The 18,538-nt window shown below is 63.0% G+C and carries 17 protein-coding genes; 6 read left to right on the top strand and 11 right to left on the bottom strand.

What is annotated here, in order from left to right:
- The first annotated feature begins 26 nt into the window (after positions 1–26).
- The 3 genes from F4X41_02530 to F4X41_02540 are packed head-to-tail and all read left to right on the top strand — an operon-like array spanning position 27 to position 2,852.
- Positions 27–1,529 (top strand): sulfatase-like hydrolase/transferase, encoded by a 1,503-nt coding sequence (locus F4X41_02530; protein ID MYB15899.1) that lies wholly within the window; start codon positions 27–29, stop codon positions 1,527–1,529.
- The gene (locus F4X41_02535; protein ID MYB15900.1) at positions 1,513–2,406 is read left to right on the top strand and encodes a thioredoxin domain-containing protein; all 894 of its coding nucleotides are present in this window, start codon (positions 1,513–1,515) and stop codon (positions 2,404–2,406) included. Before F4X41_02530 ends, F4X41_02535 begins: the two co-directional genes overlap by 17 nt.
- Complete coding sequence (locus F4X41_02540) at positions 2,403–2,852, top strand: vitamin K epoxide reductase family protein (protein MYB15901.1); 450 nt, start codon at positions 2,403–2,405, stop codon at positions 2,850–2,852. Before F4X41_02535 ends, F4X41_02540 begins: the two co-directional genes overlap by 4 nt.
- Positions 2,853–2,870: 18 nt before the next feature.
- Here F4X41_02540 and F4X41_02545 read toward each other — a convergent pair whose 3' ends face one another.
- The 3 genes from F4X41_02545 to F4X41_02555 are packed head-to-tail and all read right to left on the bottom strand — an operon-like array spanning position 2,871 to position 6,548.
- A complete protein-coding gene (locus F4X41_02545; GenBank protein MYB15902.1) occupies positions 2,871–3,668 on the bottom strand; it encodes an SDR family oxidoreductase in 798 nt (265 codons plus the stop codon).
- Complete coding sequence (locus F4X41_02550; protein MYB15903.1) at positions 3,647–5,218, bottom strand: sulfatase-like hydrolase/transferase; 1,572 nt, start codon at positions 5,216–5,218, stop codon at positions 3,647–3,649. Before F4X41_02550 ends, F4X41_02545 begins: the two co-directional genes overlap by 22 nt.
- Positions 5,094–6,548, bottom strand: coding sequence for a sulfatase-like hydrolase/transferase (locus F4X41_02555; GenBank protein ID MYB15904.1), 1,455 nt, complete (start codon positions 6,546–6,548; stop codon positions 5,094–5,096). The genes F4X41_02550 and F4X41_02555 overlap by 125 nt, the downstream gene beginning before the upstream one ends.
- A 72-nt stretch (positions 6,549–6,620) precedes the next feature.
- Between F4X41_02555 and F4X41_02560 the strand changes: the two genes are divergently transcribed.
- On the top strand, positions 6,621–7,571 hold the full coding sequence (locus tag F4X41_02560) for a hypothetical protein (protein ID MYB15905.1): 951 nt from the start codon (positions 6,621–6,623) through the stop codon (positions 7,569–7,571).
- A 92-nt stretch (positions 7,572–7,663) separates the two neighbouring features.
- Here the strand turns inward: F4X41_02560 and F4X41_02565 are convergent, their stop codons facing one another.
- From F4X41_02565 to F4X41_02575, 3 genes are all read right to left on the bottom strand, one after another.
- Positions 7,664–8,617 (bottom strand): sugar ABC transporter permease, encoded by a 954-nt coding sequence (locus F4X41_02565; GenBank protein ID MYB15906.1) that lies wholly within the window; start codon positions 8,615–8,617, stop codon positions 7,664–7,666.
- A gap of 6 nt (positions 8,618–8,623) precedes the next feature.
- Entirely contained in the window at positions 8,624–9,547 is a 924-nt protein-coding gene (locus F4X41_02570) for a carbohydrate ABC transporter permease (protein ID MYB15907.1), read from the bottom strand.
- Between the two features lie 247 nt (positions 9,548–9,794).
- Positions 9,795–11,132, bottom strand: a complete 1,338-nt coding sequence (locus tag F4X41_02575) for an extracellular solute-binding protein (GenBank protein ID MYB15908.1) — start codon at positions 11,130–11,132, stop codon at positions 9,795–9,797.
- Between the two features lie 369 nt (positions 11,133–11,501).
- Between F4X41_02575 and F4X41_02580 the strand changes: the two genes are divergently transcribed.
- Both F4X41_02580 and lysA read left to right on the top strand, forming a co-directional pair.
- Positions 11,502–12,602: a hypothetical protein gene (locus tag F4X41_02580; GenBank protein MYB15909.1), complete on the top strand. Its 1,101-nt coding sequence runs from the start codon at positions 11,502–11,504 to the stop codon at positions 12,600–12,602.
- Complete coding sequence (gene lysA, locus F4X41_02585; protein ID MYB15910.1) at positions 12,575–14,008, top strand: diaminopimelate decarboxylase; 1,434 nt, start codon at positions 12,575–12,577, stop codon at positions 14,006–14,008. The genes F4X41_02580 and lysA overlap by 28 nt, the downstream gene beginning before the upstream one ends.
- On the opposite strand, the gene F4X41_02590 is transcribed toward lysA, so the two are convergent.
- The 5 genes from F4X41_02590 to F4X41_02610 form a co-directional block, all read right to left on the bottom strand.
- Complete coding sequence (locus F4X41_02590; GenBank protein ID MYB15911.1) at positions 13,994–14,572, bottom strand: c-type cytochrome; 579 nt, start codon at positions 14,570–14,572, stop codon at positions 13,994–13,996. The two genes, lysA and F4X41_02590, sit on opposite strands and share 15 nt — an antisense overlap.
- Positions 14,493–14,981 carry a Rieske 2Fe-2S domain-containing protein gene (locus F4X41_02595; GenBank protein ID MYB15912.1) on the bottom strand — a complete coding sequence of 163 codons (489 nt, stop codon included), beginning with the start codon at positions 14,979–14,981 and terminating at the stop codon, positions 14,493–14,495. Before F4X41_02595 ends, F4X41_02590 begins: the two co-directional genes overlap by 80 nt.
- 50 nt (positions 14,982–15,031) lie before the next feature.
- Positions 15,032–15,868: a hypothetical protein gene (locus tag F4X41_02600; GenBank protein MYB15913.1), complete on the bottom strand. Its 837-nt coding sequence runs from the start codon at positions 15,866–15,868 to the stop codon at positions 15,032–15,034.
- A 22-nt stretch (positions 15,869–15,890) separates the two neighbouring features.
- On the bottom strand, positions 15,891–16,592 hold the full coding sequence (locus F4X41_02605) for a DUF4405 domain-containing protein (protein ID MYB15914.1): 702 nt from the start codon (positions 16,590–16,592) through the stop codon (positions 15,891–15,893).
- Between the two features lie 124 nt (positions 16,593–16,716).
- A complete protein-coding gene (locus F4X41_02610; protein MYB15915.1) occupies positions 16,717–18,492 on the bottom strand; it encodes a 4Fe-4S dicluster domain-containing protein in 1,776 nt (591 codons plus the stop codon).
- Positions 18,493–18,538 lie beyond the last annotated feature (46 nt).

Raw genomic sequence — 18,538 nt, forward strand, 5'->3', positions numbered from 1 at the left:
CAATAAGAGAAGCCACCCAGCAAAACATGCGCATCATTTATTTCGATATCGATTCGCTGCGGCCGGCGCACCTGGGCTGCTACGGGTATTCGCGGCCGACCTCGCCTACCGTGGACGCGTTGGCCGCCGAAGGAGTGCGCTTCGACGGCTGCTATGGTTCCGACCTGCCGTGCAATCCGTCCCGGGCGGCCCTATTCTCGGGCCGTTTCGGAATTCTCAACGGGGTGGTCGGCCACAACGGGCCGGCCCAGCACATGCGCTATCCGGGCGAGGGCCACCGCCACGATCCCGAGCGGCCCATGTTCATGCGGCACCTCCAGCACGCCGGCTACAACACCGTCTCATTTTCCGGTTTTGCCCAGCGGCACATGTCCTGGTGGTTCACCGCCGGGTTCACCGAATTCCACGGCAACAAGCTCCCGGGCGGGCTCGAATCGGCCGATGACGTGAACGGACTGGTCGAACCCTGGCTGCAGGACAACGGCCAGAGCGACAACTGGTTCCTGCACGTAAATTACTGGGATGTCCACCATCCCTATCGGGCCCCCGACCAATATTGGGACCGGGTGCAGGCCGCCGGTCCCGGACTGGAGTGGCCCGACGACGCAAAAATCCGCGCCGACTACGAGCGCTACTACGGCCCCCGCTCGGCACGCGACTGGGGCATCATGGAGCGGCAATGGGCCGGTAGGGCCTATTTCGAGCGGTTTCCGCGGATGCGGGCTCAGATCCGCAATCGCGAAGACCTGCAGGCCTTTGTCGATGGACACGACGCGGGCATGGCCTACGTCGACGACGCCATCGCGCGGATCCTTGACATCCTGCGCGAGCTCGGGATTTACGAGGAAACCGCGATCATAGTCTCCTCCGACCACGGCGAATCGGTTGCCGAACAGGGCCTATATTTCGAGCACGGCAACGCATCCGAGGGGACCGCCCACCAGCCGCTGGTTATCCGCTGGCCGGGCGTGACCGACGGCGCGCGCGGCTCCTCCTACGACGGGCTGCTTTACCAGCTCGACCTGGTCCCCACCGTAGCCGAATTACTCGATCTGGAGATCCCATCCGGCTGGAGCGGGGAGAGTTTTGGCCAGGCCCTGCGCGGCGAGTCTTGGCAGGGACGCGACCACCTGGTGTGGGGAACCGGGATATTTACGTTCCAGCGGGCGGTCCGGACTCGCCGGCACCTATTCATCCGGACCCTGCATCCGGGTTGCCTGCCGGTCGATCCGATTTCGCTATTCGACATGGAGAAAGACCCCCGGCAGGAACATAACCTGGCCGCCAGCGACCCGCAGGTAACGGCGGACATGGATCATCTGCTTTCCAACTGGTGGTCCGACCACTGCACCGGCCCGGGGAGCGTGCGCGACCCATTCCAGGACATGATGGACGTTACCCCGGACACCTACATTCCGCTTGAGGCGGTGCTGGCCCACCTGGAAGAAGACGGTCGCCCCGAACAGGCCCAGGACCTGCGACTCCGGCGCGGTCTCCTAGCCGAGCAAGCAGATGGCCGGCCGTTCTGACGCGCGGCAGCGCCGGCGCCGGCGCATGGCCGAAGTGCGAACTCGCGCCGCCGCCGATCAGACCGGGGCCGCAGCGCCGCCGCCCGATCAATCTCGTGCAGAGCCGCGCCGGCTGCGCCGGCGCGACGTATTCCTAGGGACCGGAGCGGGCATAGTGGCCGGCGGCCTGCTGGGCGGACTGAACTGGTTCGACGCCCAATCGCGGCAGAGCGTCCCGGAGCCGATTATTGATGCATCAACGCCCGCGGCCCCGGTTGCCAGCGTGCCGGAACCGGACGCCGAACCCGAATCGGGCGAAAAACCGTTCATCGCCCGGTCGCCCGAAGAACTCGATGGACACCGGCATGCGACGTTGTCGCACCGCCTTGGCGATCCGGGCGCGCCGCTTTTGATCGTCGAGTATTTCTCCTACACCTGTCCGCACTGCATCACCTTTGCCGCGCAGATCGAACCCCAGGTCAAAGAGTCATACATCGACACCGGACAAGCCGTGCTGGTGGCCCGGCACCGTCCGTTCGATACCAACGCGATCAGCGCTTCGCGAGTGGCGATTGCAGCCGCCCAGCAGGACCCGGCCGCGTTCTGGCCGATGCACTACCGGCTGCTGAACCAGATTCGCCAGATGGCCGCGAACGGCTACAGCTGGGAGGACTTCGAGCCGATCGGCAATGAATTCGGCCTGGACGGCAAACTGCTGGTCGAAGACGCCCAGTCGGATCGAACGTCCGAAATCCTGCAGGCCAACATCTCCGAGGCCTCCGGTCTCGAGGTAAACGGGACTCCCACGTTCTTTCTCAACGGCAAGCGCAAGGTGGGCTCCGGATCCTTGAACGAATTTCTGGCCGCAATCGAGGAAGCGCTGGGCAGCGCCCGATGAGTTTCGTGGATTCGCTTACCTACCGCTACCTGACGGCCCTGTTGGCCGTGGTCGGACTGGCGGTCGCGGCGTACCTCAGCGCGTCCGACCTCGCCGGCGAGGCGACAGTCTGCATTGAGGGCGGCGGCTGCGAGGCGGTAACGCAAAGCGCCTGGGGCGAGCTTTTCGGAGCCCCGGTGGCGCTGCTGGGAGTGGCTGCCTACGCGCTGATCGTGCTGGCGGCGGCGGCCGAGTTGTTCTGGCGCGACAAGGTGCACCCTGACTCGACGCTGGCCCTGGTGCTCCTGACCGCGGCCGGATCGACGTTTTCGGTTTACCTGACCATCGTCTCGGCGACCCAGATCAACAACTTCTGCATTTGGTGCATATCGTCGCTGCTTATCCTGCTGCTGCTCTTCGGATTGAGCCTGAATAGAGCGCTGCGCCTGGCCGCCATCGACAGTTAGCTGGCTCGCGGCCGGCGGTCAGATGTTGCCGACCGCCAACGCGCCGTCCACCCGCAGATCCAACCCGGTCACCGCGTCGGAGTCCTCCGAGGCCAGGTAGAGGGCCGCCCGCGCCACCTGTTCGACGGTTATCAACTTGCCGGTCGGAACCCGCGACATCAGTTGCTCGAGCGGCATGCGGCTACCGGAGCCGGCCGAGCTCCAGAACAGCGGAGTGTCGGCATAACCGGGCGAGATCGAGTTGACGCGTATGTCGTGCTTGGCCCATTCCTCGGCCAATACGTAGGTTGTCATTACCACCCCGGCCTTGGAGGCGCAATAGGCCGCCCGTTGCGGAATCCCGCGATAGCCGGCGACCGAGGCCATGTTGATGATCCGCCCGCCCTCGCCCTGGGCAATCATCTGCCGGCCGGCAAGCTGGGCGCCAAAAAATACGGCGCAGAGATTGAGGTCAATCATCTGCCGGTACTCGGCTTCCACCACTTCTTCGGAAGCGCTCCCGCCGGCTCGGCCGGCGTTCCCGACCCAGACGTCCAGTCGCCCGAACCGCGCAACGATCGCATCCACAAACGCCTCCAGGGAGGAGTTGTCGGTGACGTCGGCCTCAAACGCGAGGCCCGTACCACCGCCTTCCTCGATCCCCGCAATGACCCTTCGGGCGGCCGGCAGGTTGATGTCGCAGATCGCCACCGCCGCGCCTTCGGCGGCAAATTTCTGCGCGATTCCCTTGCCGAACCCGTCGCCGCCGCCGGTGATGGCGGCGATTTTTCCGGAAAGCTTGCCCGCGGTCACGCTCAGACCTCCCAGTCCGGCCAGTGCCGCAACCGGGTCGCGATCCGCTCGGCCGCATGGCCGCGACCCTGCTCGCGCAGGTAATCAATCCAGTATTCATACGGCACGTATTTGAACGGGCCCGACTCAATCACCTTCGGCATCGGGTCGCCCGGATGGCCCGGGCGACCCGCCTGGCGATGGGTCCATTCGGTTAAGAGGTGGTCGAGTTCGGCCACCACATCCGGGCGTTCGGTGGCCAGGTTGTTGGTCTGGCGCGGATCGCAACGCATGTCGTAAAGACTGAGCGGGGGGTAATCGAATAACCCGGGGTGGTACGTCCGGGTCAGGTACCAGTCCCGGGTCCTGACCGAGCGCTGGCAAGCGTACAGGCCGTGCGAAAGCACCAGGTGATCGCGGCTCGAAAATTCCCCGGCGGCCCCGAGCAGCGGCGCCAGGCTGGCTCCGTCCCACCCGGATTGGGGGTCTATACCGGCCAAGTCGCACAGCGTCGGGGCAATGTCCAGGCTGTAGACGAATTCGTCGCAGACGGCGCCCTCGGCCACCCGCCCGGGCCACGAGATGATCAGCGGGATATGGTGCGGGGCCTCGTAACCGTTGCAGTGATCGCCGTAGATGCCGAATTCACCCTGGGCTTCGCCGTGGTCGGCGGTGATGATGATGCACGTATCGTCCAGGACCCCTTGGTCCTCCAGCACTTCCAGCAACTGCCCGATGTGGTAATCGACGTAGGCAATCGATCCGTCGTAGCCGTTAATCCACTCCTCGAAATCGCTCAGGCGGTCAAAGCGCGTATCCGGCACTGTCCCGGTCTCGGGATCGCGGTAGGGGTTCACGGTTGGCGGCGTGAACGGCCCGGAGAGGTCCTGCTGGGCATCAAGAGTTGCCTGATCGGGCCAGTCCGGCGGGGGTTGCCCGTCGAATTTGGTCATCCACTCCGGTGGCACCCGGTAGCGCCGGTGCGGATCCCAGTAATTTACGTGCAGCAGCCAATCGTCTTTCTGGCAGATCCGCTCAAGCACCGGCAGGGCGGCGGCGTTGACCTCATCGGCGGTCTCGTTGCCGCGCTTGAGGGTGTGGTGATGGTATTCGCGGAACCCCGAAGTGTGCCAGAAGGCATGATGGCGGTCGGCAAACGACGAAACCGAAGCCGTGTAATACCCGTTGACGAGGAAATTCCTGGCCATTGTCAGGGTCAGGCCGCCGGCCCGCTCGAGGTGGATGTCTGCCGGCAGCCGGTATTCGGACCCCGGCCCCCAATGGGTCACCACTCCGTTGTTGATGCCGAACATGCCCCCGAACAGCGAGGCCCGGCCCGGCACGCAGGGGGAGTCGGAAACATAGCAGCTATCGAATCGCGTGCCGCGGGCGGCGATCGAATCGATATTGGGTGAGGTGTCGCGGTGATACCCGTAGCACCCCAGGTGGTCGGGGCGCTGCGAATCTATGTCAATCAGCAGGACGCGCACTGCGGGCTCCTCCGATGCGGGGGTCTTTGTCGCGCGGGACGACGTCGCCGGTGGCAAGAAACCAGTCGGTGAGCCGACCGGCAAGTTCGAGTCGGACCGATTGATGGTCGGGAGAGTCGATCAGGTTCACCTGCTCGCCCGGGTCCGCAACCAGGTCGTACAGCTCGTCGCGGTCGCGCAGGCGACGCACGTACTTGTGCGTGGTCGTGCGAATCGCCGCCGCCTTAGCTACCGAATCCGGGTTGTCGGTCTGGATTCGGCCCTTCTGGTAGTAGACGTGGTCGGTCCCGCCCAAGCCGTCCCACTTGAGTTCCACCGCCTGGCGCTCGAAATGGTGGTGGCCGCCTTCGACGAATACCGCGTCCTTGTGGTCGAGCGCTTGCCCGCGTATCAACGGCAACAGGCTTTTGCCGTACTGGTCGTGTTCAAGCGGAACGCCGGCGATGTCGAGGATGGTGGGGGTCAGGTCGAGCGTTTCGCAGAGGTGCGGGATCATCGCGGCGCGCTCGTTGGTCGGCAATTTGATGGTCAGCGGCACCCGCAGCAGCACGTCCTCGAATCCGCTGGGCCACTTCTCGACCAGGCCGTAGTCGCCGGCATAGTCGCCGTGATCGGAGAAGAAAAGCACCGCCGCCTCGTCCCAGAATCCATTCCTCTCCAGCGATTCGCGGAGCTCGCCGAACTGGTCGTCGAGCCGCGAGCACATACCCCAGTAGGTGGCGATCAACTCCCGCCAGTCCGCCGCGTTGAGGCGATCCAGCCCATAGGAGCGGTGCATCTCCTGGTGATGGATGGGGGCATCGCCGCGCGGTGGCATGGGGTCGGGTACCCGGTCACGGTCGTGCATCGAAAAGTAGGGTTCCTCGCACCAGTAAGGGCAGTGCGGGAAGATCAGCGGCAGGTACAGGCAGAACGGCTCCGGCGGATTCGATTCGAGGAAGCGGATTGCGCCGTCGATCCACTGACGATCGGTATCGTTCGAAGCCGCGTCCGGGCGTTGACCGAAGTAGAAGCTGCGGAAGTGCTTATGCTCCGGCGGCCAAGGGTTGGCGGTGAACTTGCGGTAGTCGAAATTGATTTGGCCCTCGTGCGAAATGCTGTCGGGGAATGACTCCTGCGCCAGGAGGTCATTCTTGCCCCACATCTCGACGTGGTAGCCGGCCTGCTTGAGGTACTTGAACACGTTCGGCTGGTGCGGTCGCAGCATGTGCCAGAGAGTGCGGTGGCCATTTACATGCGGCGGCCATCCGGTGAACATGCAGATCCGCGACGGGGTGCAGACCGTGTGATTGACGAAAAAATGCGAAAACGGAGCGTACTCGTCTGCAAAGCGGTCAAAATTTGGAGTGTTAATGACCGAATTTCCGGCGTACCCAACACAGTCCCAGCGCATCTCGTCGGGCATGAAGATGATGATGTTGGGGTGCTTGGGCATGCCCCGATCCTTAGGCAGAAATTTGCGGGTCGCGGGCCAGGGACGCTCTTGGCACCCGGCTATTTAGCTTAATTGGGACTCGGACGCAGTTGGCCGGTCTGGCTGCTTTTTGCTGGCCTTTTGCTGGGATGTCAGCCCGGCGCCGAATCGTCCCGGGCCGGATCGCCGGTTGATTTCGAGCACTTCGTAAACTGGCAGCTGCTGGGCGACCGCCAGATCATATTCCGTTCAAGCGCCGACGGCGACTGGGACATCTATTTCGCCGACGGGTTCGGCGACGAGCTGCGGCGCGTCACCGCCGACCGACATCACAATCGCTATGCGGACCCTTCGTCGGACGGATCCCGGGTCCTCTTTTCCTCCAGCGCCGACGGGGGCGATTTCGATCTGTTCATAGTCGGAATCGACGGCAGCGACCTCATCCAGCTGACCGCCAACGATCTCGAAGACTACTCGCCGGTCTTCTCCCCCGATGGCCGACGGATAGTCTTTGAACGCGACGTCGATTTCTTCCAATTGTTTGAGCTTGATTTGGATAGCGGCCGGGTGCGCCAACTCACGGATGTTCCCTGGCACAACTACGCGCCCGACTGGAGCCCGGATGGGCATGAGTTGGCCTATTTCGCCAACCCCGAAGGCGATTTCGACATCTATGTCATCCGGACGGAACAAGCGCCGGGGCAGGACCCGGAGAGGGTGGTCGATACGTTCGCATTCGCCCAGTTCCCAGACTTTGATCCGAGCGGCAAGCGGATCGCGTTTGAGGCCTTCGAAAGCGGGGACTGGGACCTATTCACGTTCGATCGAGAGTCCGGAGAAATTCGGCGCGTGACCCGCGGCGGCGGGGACGACCGCGATCCCGACTATTCGCCCGACGGACAACAAATCGCCTTCTCGCGCGCCGGTGAGGATTCGGCCGACATCTGGATCACAGGCGCCGATGGGGCCCGGGCAGATCTGTTGATTTCAACCCCGGGTCGCGACTCCCAACCGGTTTGGATCAAGTCGGCGCGCGGCCACTGACCGCCGGGGGCTTCAAGGAAGGGAGCTGGTCCCGTCTTCCCGGCGTTTTCCGGGATTTGCGATCCCGCCCGCGGGCGCCGGTTCGCGTGCGTTTACCAGCCTACCTCGTACTGGAGCAGGCGCGAATTCATGTAGGTGATTAGCGCGATTACCAGGAACAAGACCACCGACATCGCCGCCGCGTATCCCATCTTCAGGTACTCGAAGGCATTGGAGTAAATCAGGAGAACGACGGTGACGGTGCTGTCGAGCGGGCCTCCGGTGAGTACGCCGTTGCCTGGCTGTTGCGTCATGATCCACACCTGCACGAACATCTGCAGGGCGCCGATGAAATAAACGATGACCACGAAGTACGTGGTCGGCGCCAGCAGGGGCAAAATGATCCGCAGGAATTTTGATACCCGTCCCGCGCCGTCGATGTCGGCGGCCTCGATAACGGTCGGCGGGATCCCCTGCAGCCCGGCCAGGTAGATCACCATGTTCAGCCCCATGTTCTTCCAGACGCTCATGACGATGATTGCGAGCAGCGCCGATTCCTGGCCTTTGAGCCATTTCGAGGCCGGCAGGCCGACCCAGAGCAGAAACTCGTTAAAGAGCCCGAACTGGGGTTCGTAAAACCAGAGCCAAATCAGCGAGACCGCCACGAACGAGGACACGACCGGCATGTAGAACATGGCCCGGAAAAAATAAATGCCGCGAATCGAACGGTTGATCAACTGGGCCAGCAGCAGCGAGGTGATCACTCCCGCCGGCACGGTCACGAACGCGAACACCAGGGTGTTGCGGATCGCCGGTCCGTAGCGCTCATCGCCCGGCAGGGCGGCGAAATTCTTCCAGATCGGGTCGGCGATCTCCGGAGCGGTGAGCAGGTTGTAGTTGGTTATCGAGTAATAGAACGCGCCGACGATCGGCACCAGGATAAATACCGTGATGAAGAGGATCTGGGGCAGGACGAAGAGGTACCCGGCCAAATTGCGCCGAAAGTAAACACCAAACCGCGCCTGCCCGCCCCCGATCGAAGCGGGGGCGACGGGGCCGTTATTCAAGGAGGCTTACCCCTTGATGCCGGAGAGGGCGATCCCCTGGACGAAGTAGCGCTGCGTCATAAGGAACAGGATCAGGATCGGCACCGTGGCAACCATGGTGGCCGCCATCAGCAGACCCCAGTCCGTGTTGTATTCCTGTCTGAAGTTGGCCAACGCCACCTGCAGGGTCTTGATGTCCTCGTCACGGGTGATGATGAACGGCCAGACGAAGTCGTTCCAGGTCTGCTGGAACGAGAACACCGTCAGAACCGCCAGAGCGGCGCCTGAGAGCGGCAGGATCACGTTCCAGTAAATGCGCAACTCGGAAGCCCCGTCGATGCGCGCGGCATCTTCGAGCTCGCGCGGCAGGGTCTGGAAGAACTGACGCAGCAGGAAAGTTCCATAGGCGGTCGGGAACATCGGGATGGTCAGTCCGGCGTATGAGTCGAGCAGACCGCGTCCGCCCTGGCCCAGGATGTCGTTGCCACCGGTTAGCGGCCAGTTCTTGATCATGATGAACAGCGGAACCATCGTGACCTGGAACGGGACCATAAGGGTGGCTATCACGGCCACGAACAAAACGTCGCGACCGGGGAATTCCAACCGCGCGAAAGCGTATCCGGCGGTTGAAGCAAGCAGCAGGTGGGCCAGGGTGATAACCGTGGCCACAAATGCGCTGTTAAAGAAGAACCGCCCGAAGTTAAGGCCCCAGACGGTGGTGTAGTTATTGAACTGCCAAGCGTACGGAAGATAGGTGCCCGGATCTTCAATCGCGAAGTCGAACAGGTCCTCCGCGGTCTTGAATGACCCCAGGAGCGACCAGAGGAACGGAAAAACCGCCAAGAAGGCGATTACCGACATGAGGATGTAGAGCAACGAACGGCGGATGATCGGCCAGGTACGGCCCTGCGTCCGCAGCGTCGCCGCCGGTTGGGTTTGCGCTACCGCCATTAGGTGATTTCCTTACGAACCGTTCTTCCGCTGTCCGAGCCGCAATGCGGCTATGCACTCGGCCGTTAAGACTTTCATCTTACCGAAACGCCCCTCTTAAATTGAGTGGCGATTCAGATTCAGCCAGCCAGGCTTGATCCACCGGGCGGGCGTTTTTTCGGCGAGGCCGGGTGGCGGCCGCTCGGGCCACCACCCATGCCCCGCTTCTCGGTAGTTCCGTTTGACGGGAACCGCCGAATTGGACGACTTAGCTGCCCGTAATGATTTCCAGGACTTCCGCGTCCATTCCCTCGAGGGTTTCCTCGACGGTAAGTTCGCCGAGAGCGGCCTTCTCGACCCAGCGGCTCATGGCCGGCTGAACGTCGAAGTGCTCCGGAACGATCTGGCGTCCCTTGCCGAACTTGTTGCCGTTCTGGGAGTAGGTCTTCCACGGCTCTTGCTTGTAGAGCTCGTAGGCTTCCATCGCTACCCGGCACGGCATTGAGCGGTCGCCAACCACGTTGATGTCATGGTTTGGACCCGGGGACGCAAAGTACTTCATGGTCTCGAAGGTAGCGTCCGGGTTCTTGGTGAGCTTCCAAGGCATGTATTTATCAACGTAGATCTGCATGATCTGCTCTTTGGGACCACGCAGCGGTTCGCCGACTACCACGTCCGCAAACACGTCCGGGGCGTTCGTTTCGCAGTTGCCCACGTTACCGGGCCAAAGCTGCTGGTACGCCACGCGGCCAGCGCAGAACGCGTGCAGGTTCGGTACGCCGGAGTCCATGCCTTCTTTGGGCATGGTCCCGTCGACCAGACCGGCTCTCACGTGCTGGCTAAGCGCAGTGATGCCCTCGGGCGAGTTGTTAAGCGGCATCGTGCGGTCTTCGGAGAAGTAGTTACCGCCGGCCTGGAACAGCCAGTCCTCGTACACCTGAGTGTGGTGCTGGATGTTGATTCCGGCCTGCTCGAAGATGTCGCCATCTTTGATCGTGAGCTTGGGAGTTGCTTCATTGAGTTCGTCCCAAGTTGTCGGCGGTGTCGGCTCGAGGCCGGCCGCTTCAAAGAACGAGGCTCGGATAACCGCAGAGGCTCGGTAGTTGAACCGATACGGGACACCCTGGATATGACCTTCATAGGTCACGTCCTCAAGCCCGCGCGGGTAGAAGTCGCTCCACTCGTCCCAGTTGGCTACGTACTCATCAATTTCGAGCACCTGGCCCTTTGCGGCCAGTACCGGGGTCCACAGCCCGCCGCCGTACCAAATGTCAGGCGCGGATTGGGCCGCAAAACCGGTAGTGATCTTCTGGAAAGAGCTTGCCCAGTCGGAGAAGTCGGGTTTGACCTGAATACCGGTCAAGTCCTTGAACTTGGCGATTTCAGTGCGTGCCGCTTCCTGGCCAGCCGGGTTGAGTCCGTTGAAGCGGAATTCAATTTCCACGTCATCGAACATCATCATTTCGTCGCCCTTGTCGGCCATGGCGTCGCCGCCACTGTCCGCCGGAGCGGCGGGTGCCGCAGCTGCCGGAGCCGCAGCTGCCGGGGCGTCTGCCTCTTCCTCGCCACAAGCGGCCAGGATGGCCAGACCGGTTGCCCCAGCCATGCCGGTTAAGGCACGTCTTCGGGTTATGCGCAAGAGTGTTCCTCCTACTTTGAGTTGCTCTGATATCCCGCCGGCGCGCTGGGATCAATAAAGAATCCCGCGCCAGCAGTGTCCTCCCAAATATTCAGAGAAGGCCAACCGTTGACGGGCCTATCAGTTGGGCGCATTTTGCGCCCATAGAGGGTCAATGTCAAATCCACTGAAGGTAAGCGCCGAATCGACCAATCGCAATCGCGCAGCTTTCGACCGTGTCGGCACTTCGGGTCAGTGCTGCCTAAAATCGGTCAATCGTCCCCGCTTACACCGCTGGCCCGCGGCGGCCGGCAGCGAGCACCAGGGGCGTGGCGCGATTGGCCCCGAATAGTTCGTTTGCGCGACCGATATATATATGGAGAAGAGATACAGGAGGCAGACGTGGTGAGAAATGACTCGATCATTAGCCGCCGGCGACTGCTGGCCACCGGATCCGCCGGTGCGGCCATATTGGCCCTGGCCGCCTGCGGCGAGGCCCACGACGAAGGCAGGCTCGGCGGGGCCGAAGAAGTTGCCGGCGCCGCGCGCGCGGGCGGCGGTCCCTCGGCCGAACTCGACGGCGGGCCGAAGTTCGTGGAGGACCCGACTGAGATGGTTGGGCCGGTTGGCATCGGTCAGAACGACGAACGCAAGGACATCTACGTTGTCACCGCCGACAACAAGCTGTTTGAATTCACTAATGAGGGCGTCCTCAACTACTGGTCCGACGGTGGCGATGAGATAACCGATCGCCAACACCCGTTCAACGCCCCCTCTGACACCACGATGGACCGCACCCGGGTTCTCTGGGTGCTGGACGCCGGCAACGCCCAGGTGCAGAAGTTCTCAACCTACCTGGGACGCCCTGAGGGACACATGAACATTCCCAAAATATGGGGCGACCCCGACCTGGAAGGCGCTACCCAGCTGCGCTCGAGCGGGTTTGGGTTTCCGTACATAATCACCGCCGACGAGCGTTTGATTCGGTTTTCCGCCGACGGCAGCAACAAGACGGTAATCGAACCTCCCGAGGCCGGCGGGCTCTGGCGCGGCGTTACCGCGGTCCCGGTTGAAGGCGAAATATTTGGACTGGACTGGGATCCAGACCAGGGCAAATCCAAGCTCTTCCAAATCAACCGCGTCGGGCTCGACTACGAGATCGAGCACAAGGCCGATTTCGAAGACCTCGTCGAGCCCGGTCACATGTCAGTGAACCGTGAAGAGCAGTTCTACGTGCTTGACCCGGCCAATGATGAGATTCACCGGTTCGAGATCGACGGCACCCGAAGCGCCAGCTTCGGCGGCTCCGGATCTGGCGATGGCCAGTTCTCCGGGGCCACCGGCCTGCAGGCCGGCGTAGAAGGCGTATACGTCGCCGATAACGGCAACAACCGGATCGTGCACTTCGACTCGGACGGAAACTTCATCAAATCCTGGGGCGGCGCCGGCACCGGTTAATTCGAACCTGGTTGAATTACCCTGACGGCGCGGCAATCCCGCGCCGTCAGTTTTTTGGGGACCAAGTGAAACACTCCAACGACCGCATACAGGACCCTCTGGAGCTGTTCCCTGAGGGCACCGCGCGCGACGCTGCCGGCCGCCTGATCCTAGGCGGATGTGCAGTGACCGACCTGCTCGAGCAATTCGGCAGCCCGCTGTACGTCTACGACGAAGACGCGGTCAGGGCATCCTGCCGGCAGTACCGCCTGCCACTGGCCGCGGCTTATTCGAATTCGCGGGTGATATACGCCGTCAAGGCCTATGCCGACCTGCACGTGCTCGGCCTGGTGGACGAATGCGGGCTCGGGGTCGATTGCGTCGGCGCCGGCGAGTTGACCGCCGCGCTCGAGGCTGGCATCGACCCGGGCATGGTCACGTTACACGGCAACAACAAATCGCGCGCCGAGATCGAGCTGGCGTTGGACGCCGGGATCGGACAACTGGTCGCCGACGGGGAGGATGATCTCTCATTCATCGGTCATGTAGCCGCCGGGCGCGGTATCCGCGCTCCGGTCCTGTTGCGGCTCACGCCAGGCATTTCAGCCCATACCCACGAGTACATTAGGACCGGCGAGCTCGACTCCAAGTTCGGCATTCCGATTTCCACCGGTCAGGCCCGCGCGGCCGCCAAGTCGGCGCTTGCTGATCCCGGAATCGAGCTGCTCGGTTATCACGCCCACATCGGTTCGCAGATATTTGACCGCCAACCGCTAATCGACAACGCACGCAAGTTAGTGGAATTTGCCATTGCGACTGAGCGCGAAACCGGCTATTTCCCGGCTGTCATCTCGCCGGGGGGAGGCGGCGGCGTGCGGTACACGCTGGACGATGCCGGACTGGATCCGGGCCCGCTGATGACCGCGATCGGGTCAGCGGTTACCGAAGCCCTGCCCGATGCGCGCCGGCCTCTGCTGGTGGTCGAACCGGGCAGGTCGCTGATCGCCCGGGCCGGCGTGGCCCTCTACAGCGTCGGTACGATCAAATCGATTCCGGACATCCGCACCTACGTGGCCGTCGACGGCGGCATGGCCGACAACATCCGCCCTGCCCTGTACGGCGCCGAATACACGGTGGTGCTGGCCAACCGCCAACCAGGCCCGCCGTTCGGGACCGTAACCGTTGCCGGCCGCTACTGCGAGTCCGGCGACATCCTTTTCAAGGACGCGCAACTGCCTCGGCTGCGACGCGGCGACATCCTGGCAGCGGCAACCTCGGGGGCCTACGGGATGGCAATGGCATCGAACTACAACATGGCCCTGCGGCCGGCGGTGGTATTCGTAACTGACGGCCGGTCGACTCTCACCCGTCGGCGCGAGACCGAAGCCGATCTATTGGGCCTATTCCCGCAATCAGGTGAGGGTTAACAGCCAGTCGATTAATAGATCGATCTCGGCGTCGTTGAGACCCAGGTTCGGCATCAGCGTATCGGCCTTGTGGGCCGGCGGGTCTTTGAGCCAGGAAGCCAGGTTATCGCGGCTGACCTCCATCGTTTCACCGGCCATCATCTGGCGGCTGGCGAACCCGTTCAGGTTCGGGCCAGTGTCGCCGATGGCTTCCGGAATGCCATCCACGATGTGGCAACCGGTGCAGCCCTTTTCAATGAAGATGTCGTAAATGGCCTCAAGTTCGGGAGAGCGTGCGACCGGCGCGGCATCCGCTGCACCGGCGGCGGCGGCGGTGATCGAAAAGATGCCAAATTCGGTCAGCTCCGGCGAATCGATGTAGGGCCGGTAATGGTCGGCAGCCTCGCTGTGGCGCCAAAAAATCTCGGTCACGAGCACGGCGGCCAACACCACCACGATCAGCGCCGCCAGCGTGGCGACGGCCGCGACTTGGACTTCGGTTCGATTAGGCATAGGGCTTGAATTGGACCTCTTTGACCAGTTCGCGCGGACGCGGATTAGTCGAAACCAGAATCTGACCGCCATCCAGACGCAGCGGGTGGTACGCCAGGGGGCGTGGAGCCGGACCGCTTACATTGTCGCCATATTCGTCGTAGACGGAACCGTGACAGGGACAGCGAAACTCGCGCTCAACCGGATCGAACGGAACTTTGCAGCCCAAGTGCGTGCACTCGTGATTTAGCGCGATGAAACCGCGCTCACTGCGGGCCACGAATATGCCTGCAGTGGGGATGAACTTGACTTCGCCTTCGGCGTAGCTGGCTGGTTCGCCGGCGTCCAGCCACTCCTCGTCAACCTCGCGCGCTGGCATGAGGTAAGCGACCCCTGAGGCCACCGCCGCCAGCGGCGCCAGCACACCCATGGTCGATCCGAATACGCCTTTAAGCAAATTGCGTCGAGTCAGCTCGACTAGTCCTGGCTGGCGGGCAGGCATTACGCTACGGCGCGGGAATGCGGGCGATCAAAAAGCGCGGCTGCGCCCGGTCATCCGGCGCCAAAGGCGGCGGGAATCGGAGCCGGTACGTTCCAGGGCGCGTACAGCGCAAGATCCGGGCCGCGCATCGCCCCATAGATGAATGTCAGCAGCACGATCGATACCCAGACTCCGGTGAACAGGAACACGGTCATTTCCCGGCGGTCGGCACCCATCGCCAATCGCCCCACCAACAGGGCGGCCCCGCTTAGCACGATCCAAACGAGCAAGGGCAAGAGCCCGGTCCAGACCAGGGCCGACAGGTCGGACAGATCCAAGAAACCGAAGAAGAGAATCCCGGTCGGCCACCAGCCGGGCGATTCACCGCCGGATAGCTTGGTCAGCTCCAGCGCCGAGTTGATTTCATGGAAAAGTCGACCATCGGGGTCGAACGCGACATAGAGGATCCAGGCGATTCCGAAAAATGCCGCGCCGGCCAGTGCAAACCCAAGCGACCGACCCCCGAACCAGGTTCCCGGGGCGATCGGGTTCGACGCGGTGAGCGGCACCAGCAGCAAGCCGAGAACCCAAAGGCTGGGGATGATAATTCCGCCGATGATGGGATCGTAGCGGAGGTTTAACTCGGCAACCGAGGCCGTAAACCATGGAACCGGAGCCGGATTGTCGGAGGCGGCAACGTTTGCCGGAGGTCCGAGATTGGCCGACATGGCGGCGGCAACAACCAACAGCACCAGCAGCAGGCCCAGTCCCAACAGCAACTCGGTCAGCAGCACCGAGGGCCAGGCAAGCTGTTTGCCGGGAGCGGCGCGAACCGGCCGCACCTGGCCGCGGGCGAGCCCCATCAGGCCGTATGTCTTACCCGAGGAGTCCAACTGCGAAGTACTCAAGCCATTAACCCAGCGTCAGGCATCAAGGCCCCCATTCGGTTGCGGCCGGACCGCCGCGGCGAAGCAGGAAAACGTGCCAGCCGGCCAGCGCCATAAGCGCCAAGGGGCCGACGATGAAATGCAAGGTGTAGAAACGCGTCAACGTGGCCTGGCTCACATCCTCGGACCCGAATGCCAGCAGTCTGATCCACTCGCCAAAGATTGGTCCTTCGGCAAGGATTTCACCACCCCCGGCCGTGATCCAGTAAGCGGATTGATCCCACGGCAATACGTACCCAGTCAGTACGGTAAGTACCGCCCCGAGCAGCATTGCCACCGAAAGAATCCAATTGGCGGCGCGGCCGGCGTAGGCCCCAGTGAAAAACACTCGCACCAAATGCAAGGCCGCAAACGCGACCAGAGCGTGCCCGGAAACTACGTGCAAGTTTTTGATGAGGCCGCCCAAAAACACGTCCGTCTCCAGGCGCACCATCGAGGCATAAGCGCTATTGATTTCGGGTACGTAATGGAACATCAGCAGCAATCCGCTGACGAACATGATCAGGAGGCTGTAGAGGCCGAGCAACCCGAAGCCGAATGAATATGTCGGGCGCAGGTTCGTCGAATTCACCTGCACCGGGTGAAACGCGAGAAAGAAGTTCTGCGCAACCGCCCGCGAGCGATCGGTGTAGCCGTTCTTGGGTTCGGGCCGCAGATTCACGCCGACGACTCCTTCTGATTGCATCGGCGCGAATTGCTCCAATCGCGCTCGCAAAATCGCAGGTTCCGGCAAGCTGCAAGGCCCGCCTGGACCGCACCCATTTTCCCAAAGCGGGACAGGGCGAATGCGCCGGTGGGCCGGCCGCGCATCAGGCCGGCACCTTGATCAAGTCAAGCTCTTCTGAAAAGGCGAACCATTCAAACGAAATTACGTCGGTCGGACATATCTGAACGCAAAGTCCGCAATTCGCGCACTTTGAATCGTCCTTGAGAATCAATGTCGCCTCGCTGGCCGCTTCGGAGTTGCGCTGGAAGTCGAGGCCTGCTCCGAATTCCTGGGCAAGCAGCGAATCCAGCCCCGCGCCGCTGGCGTCTTCAGGTCGGGTCAGCAGCAGGCAACCGGGCGGACAAACGTCCACGCAGTCCCCGCAGGTGATACAACGCGGGCTTTCGAACACCGTGTTCACGTTGCACTTGAGGCAGCGGCGGGCTTCGGCCTGCGCTTCGGTTGCGGTGAATCCGATGTCGACGACATCGAATGGCCCGCGCCGCGCCGGCGGAATAATCTCCGACTCCTGCGCGAGGGCGGTCAGGGAGCCGGTTACCGAAAAATCGGAATGCTCGACCGGGTGCATCCGCCCGTCGCGGCGCACCCCCAGGGATTGCCCCTGGATCAGCGCTTCGACGTCGGCTGCGGCGCGATGGCCGGCGGCAACCGCATAAACCACTCCCTCGTCGGCGTGCGGGGACTGGGCGGCGATCACGTTATCGGGCAACTGGCTCAGCTCGGGGGTTTTTGGTGCTTCCAATTGCGAATGGCCCATCGGTAGGACCACCAGGTCGGCCGATAGCGAACCGCGCCCGGGCCCAAGTGGGACGCTCACTTGGCCCGACTCCTCGGACACCTCGTCCGGGAGGTGGCCGCTGATGATTTCGACGCCTTCGCGCCGGGCCTCGCGGGCGGCTTCAAGCGACCCGATGATGCGGTGCGCGACCATAGTCACGCCGACTGGGTTGCCCGCCATGCGCTGGATGCGAGCGGCGACCCGGGCGGCGTAAATGGATCGGTTGCAACCACCGACTATGACGACTCGGCGGCCCACTTCGGCGGTCTGGCCGACACGCAGTCGCTCGACCAGTTCGGGTGCGGAGATGATCGGACCACCGGTGCCGCGGTACCACTGACCGGGGTCGCCCAGCGCCAGCACCACAGCGTCGTAATTTGCGGCCAACTCGGCAAGATCCAGCCCTTCGCCTAGCCGCATCCCGAATTGGACCTGAACCCCGGGCATTTCCAGAATTGCCGCGACTTCGGCTTCGATGACCGCGCGCGGCAGAACGAATTCCGGTATTCCCCGCAACATCATGCCACCGGCGCGGTCGGTAGCTTCAAAAACGTCGACCGCGTGCCCGAGCAGGGCGAGGTCGTGCGCCGCGGTCAGGCCGGCGGGGCCCGAACCAACGACGGCGATTTGCGCCCCCGCCCGGCGTTGGTCGGCAAAGTTGCGCCGATATTGCGACAGCCCGAAGGCGGAAAATGCGGTCCTGGAGTTTTCCGGCGCCCGTTCGGGCGCTGCCAGGTCAAAGGGGCGCGTAGTCGGCCCCGCAACCTCGGCCGCAAAGCGCTGCAGCGGACCGATCGCGACGGGAGTATCGATGCTCCCGCGCCGACAAGCCGTCTCGCATGGAGCGGAGCAGGCGCTGCCACAGACGGCGGCGAACGGGTTCACCTGGCGGGCCATGTCCCATGCAGCCTGGTACTCGCCGCGGGCGATCGCGGTGACCATTCCCCGCACATCGGTATCCAACGGGCAGGCGGCCTGACAGGCGATCTGCTCGCGGTAGTAATCGAGCCCGGGAAGCGTTACCCGCAGGCCGGTTTCATTGACAGCGCCGGTGGCGCCGGCGCTATCGGGGGGCGCCATTGGTGGTAGGCAAATCCGGGGGCGGGCGGGTTAACCAGCGGATTTT

It is taken from the genome of Chloroflexota bacterium (assembly GCA_009840625.1).
In the GTDB taxonomy this organism is placed as follows: domain Bacteria; phylum Chloroflexota; class UBA11872; order UBA11872; family VXNJ01; genus VXNJ01.

What these genes read in the sequence shown, in the direction of transcription:
- F4X41_02530 (MYB15899.1), top strand. Translation starts at nt 27, where the DNA reads ATGCGCATCATTTATTTCGATATCGATTCGCTGCGGCCGGCGCACCTG.
- F4X41_02535 (MYB15900.1), top strand. Translation starts at nt 1,513, where the DNA reads ATGGCCGGCCGTTCTGACGCGCGGCAGCGCCGGCGCCGGCGCATGGCC.
- F4X41_02540 (MYB15901.1), top strand. Translation starts at nt 2,403, where the DNA reads ATGAGTTTCGTGGATTCGCTTACCTACCGCTACCTGACGGCCCTGTTG.
- F4X41_02555 (MYB15904.1), bottom strand. Translation starts at nt 6,548, where the DNA reads ATGCCCAAGCACCCCAACATCATCATCTTCATGCCCGACGAGATGCGC.
- F4X41_02570 (MYB15907.1), bottom strand. Translation starts at nt 9,547, where the DNA reads ATGGCGGTAGCGCAAACCCAACCGGCGGCGACGCTGCGGACGCAGGGC.
- F4X41_02575 (MYB15908.1), bottom strand. Translation starts at nt 11,132, where the DNA reads ATGGCTGGGGCAACCGGTCTGGCCATCCTGGCCGCTTGTGGCGAGGAA.
- F4X41_02590 (MYB15911.1), bottom strand. Translation starts at nt 14,572, where the DNA reads ATGGCGGTCAGATTCTGGTTTCGACTAATCCGCGTCCGCGCGAACTGG.
- F4X41_02595 (MYB15912.1), bottom strand. Translation starts at nt 14,981, where the DNA reads ATGCCTGCCCGCCAGCCAGGACTAGTCGAGCTGACTCGACGCAATTTG.
- F4X41_02605 (MYB15914.1), bottom strand. Translation starts at nt 16,592, where the DNA reads ATGCAATCAGAAGGAGTCGTCGGCGTGAATCTGCGGCCCGAACCCAAG.
- F4X41_02610 (MYB15915.1), bottom strand. Translation starts at nt 18,492, where the DNA reads ATGGCGCCCCCCGATAGCGCCGGCGCCACCGGCGCTGTCAATGAAACC.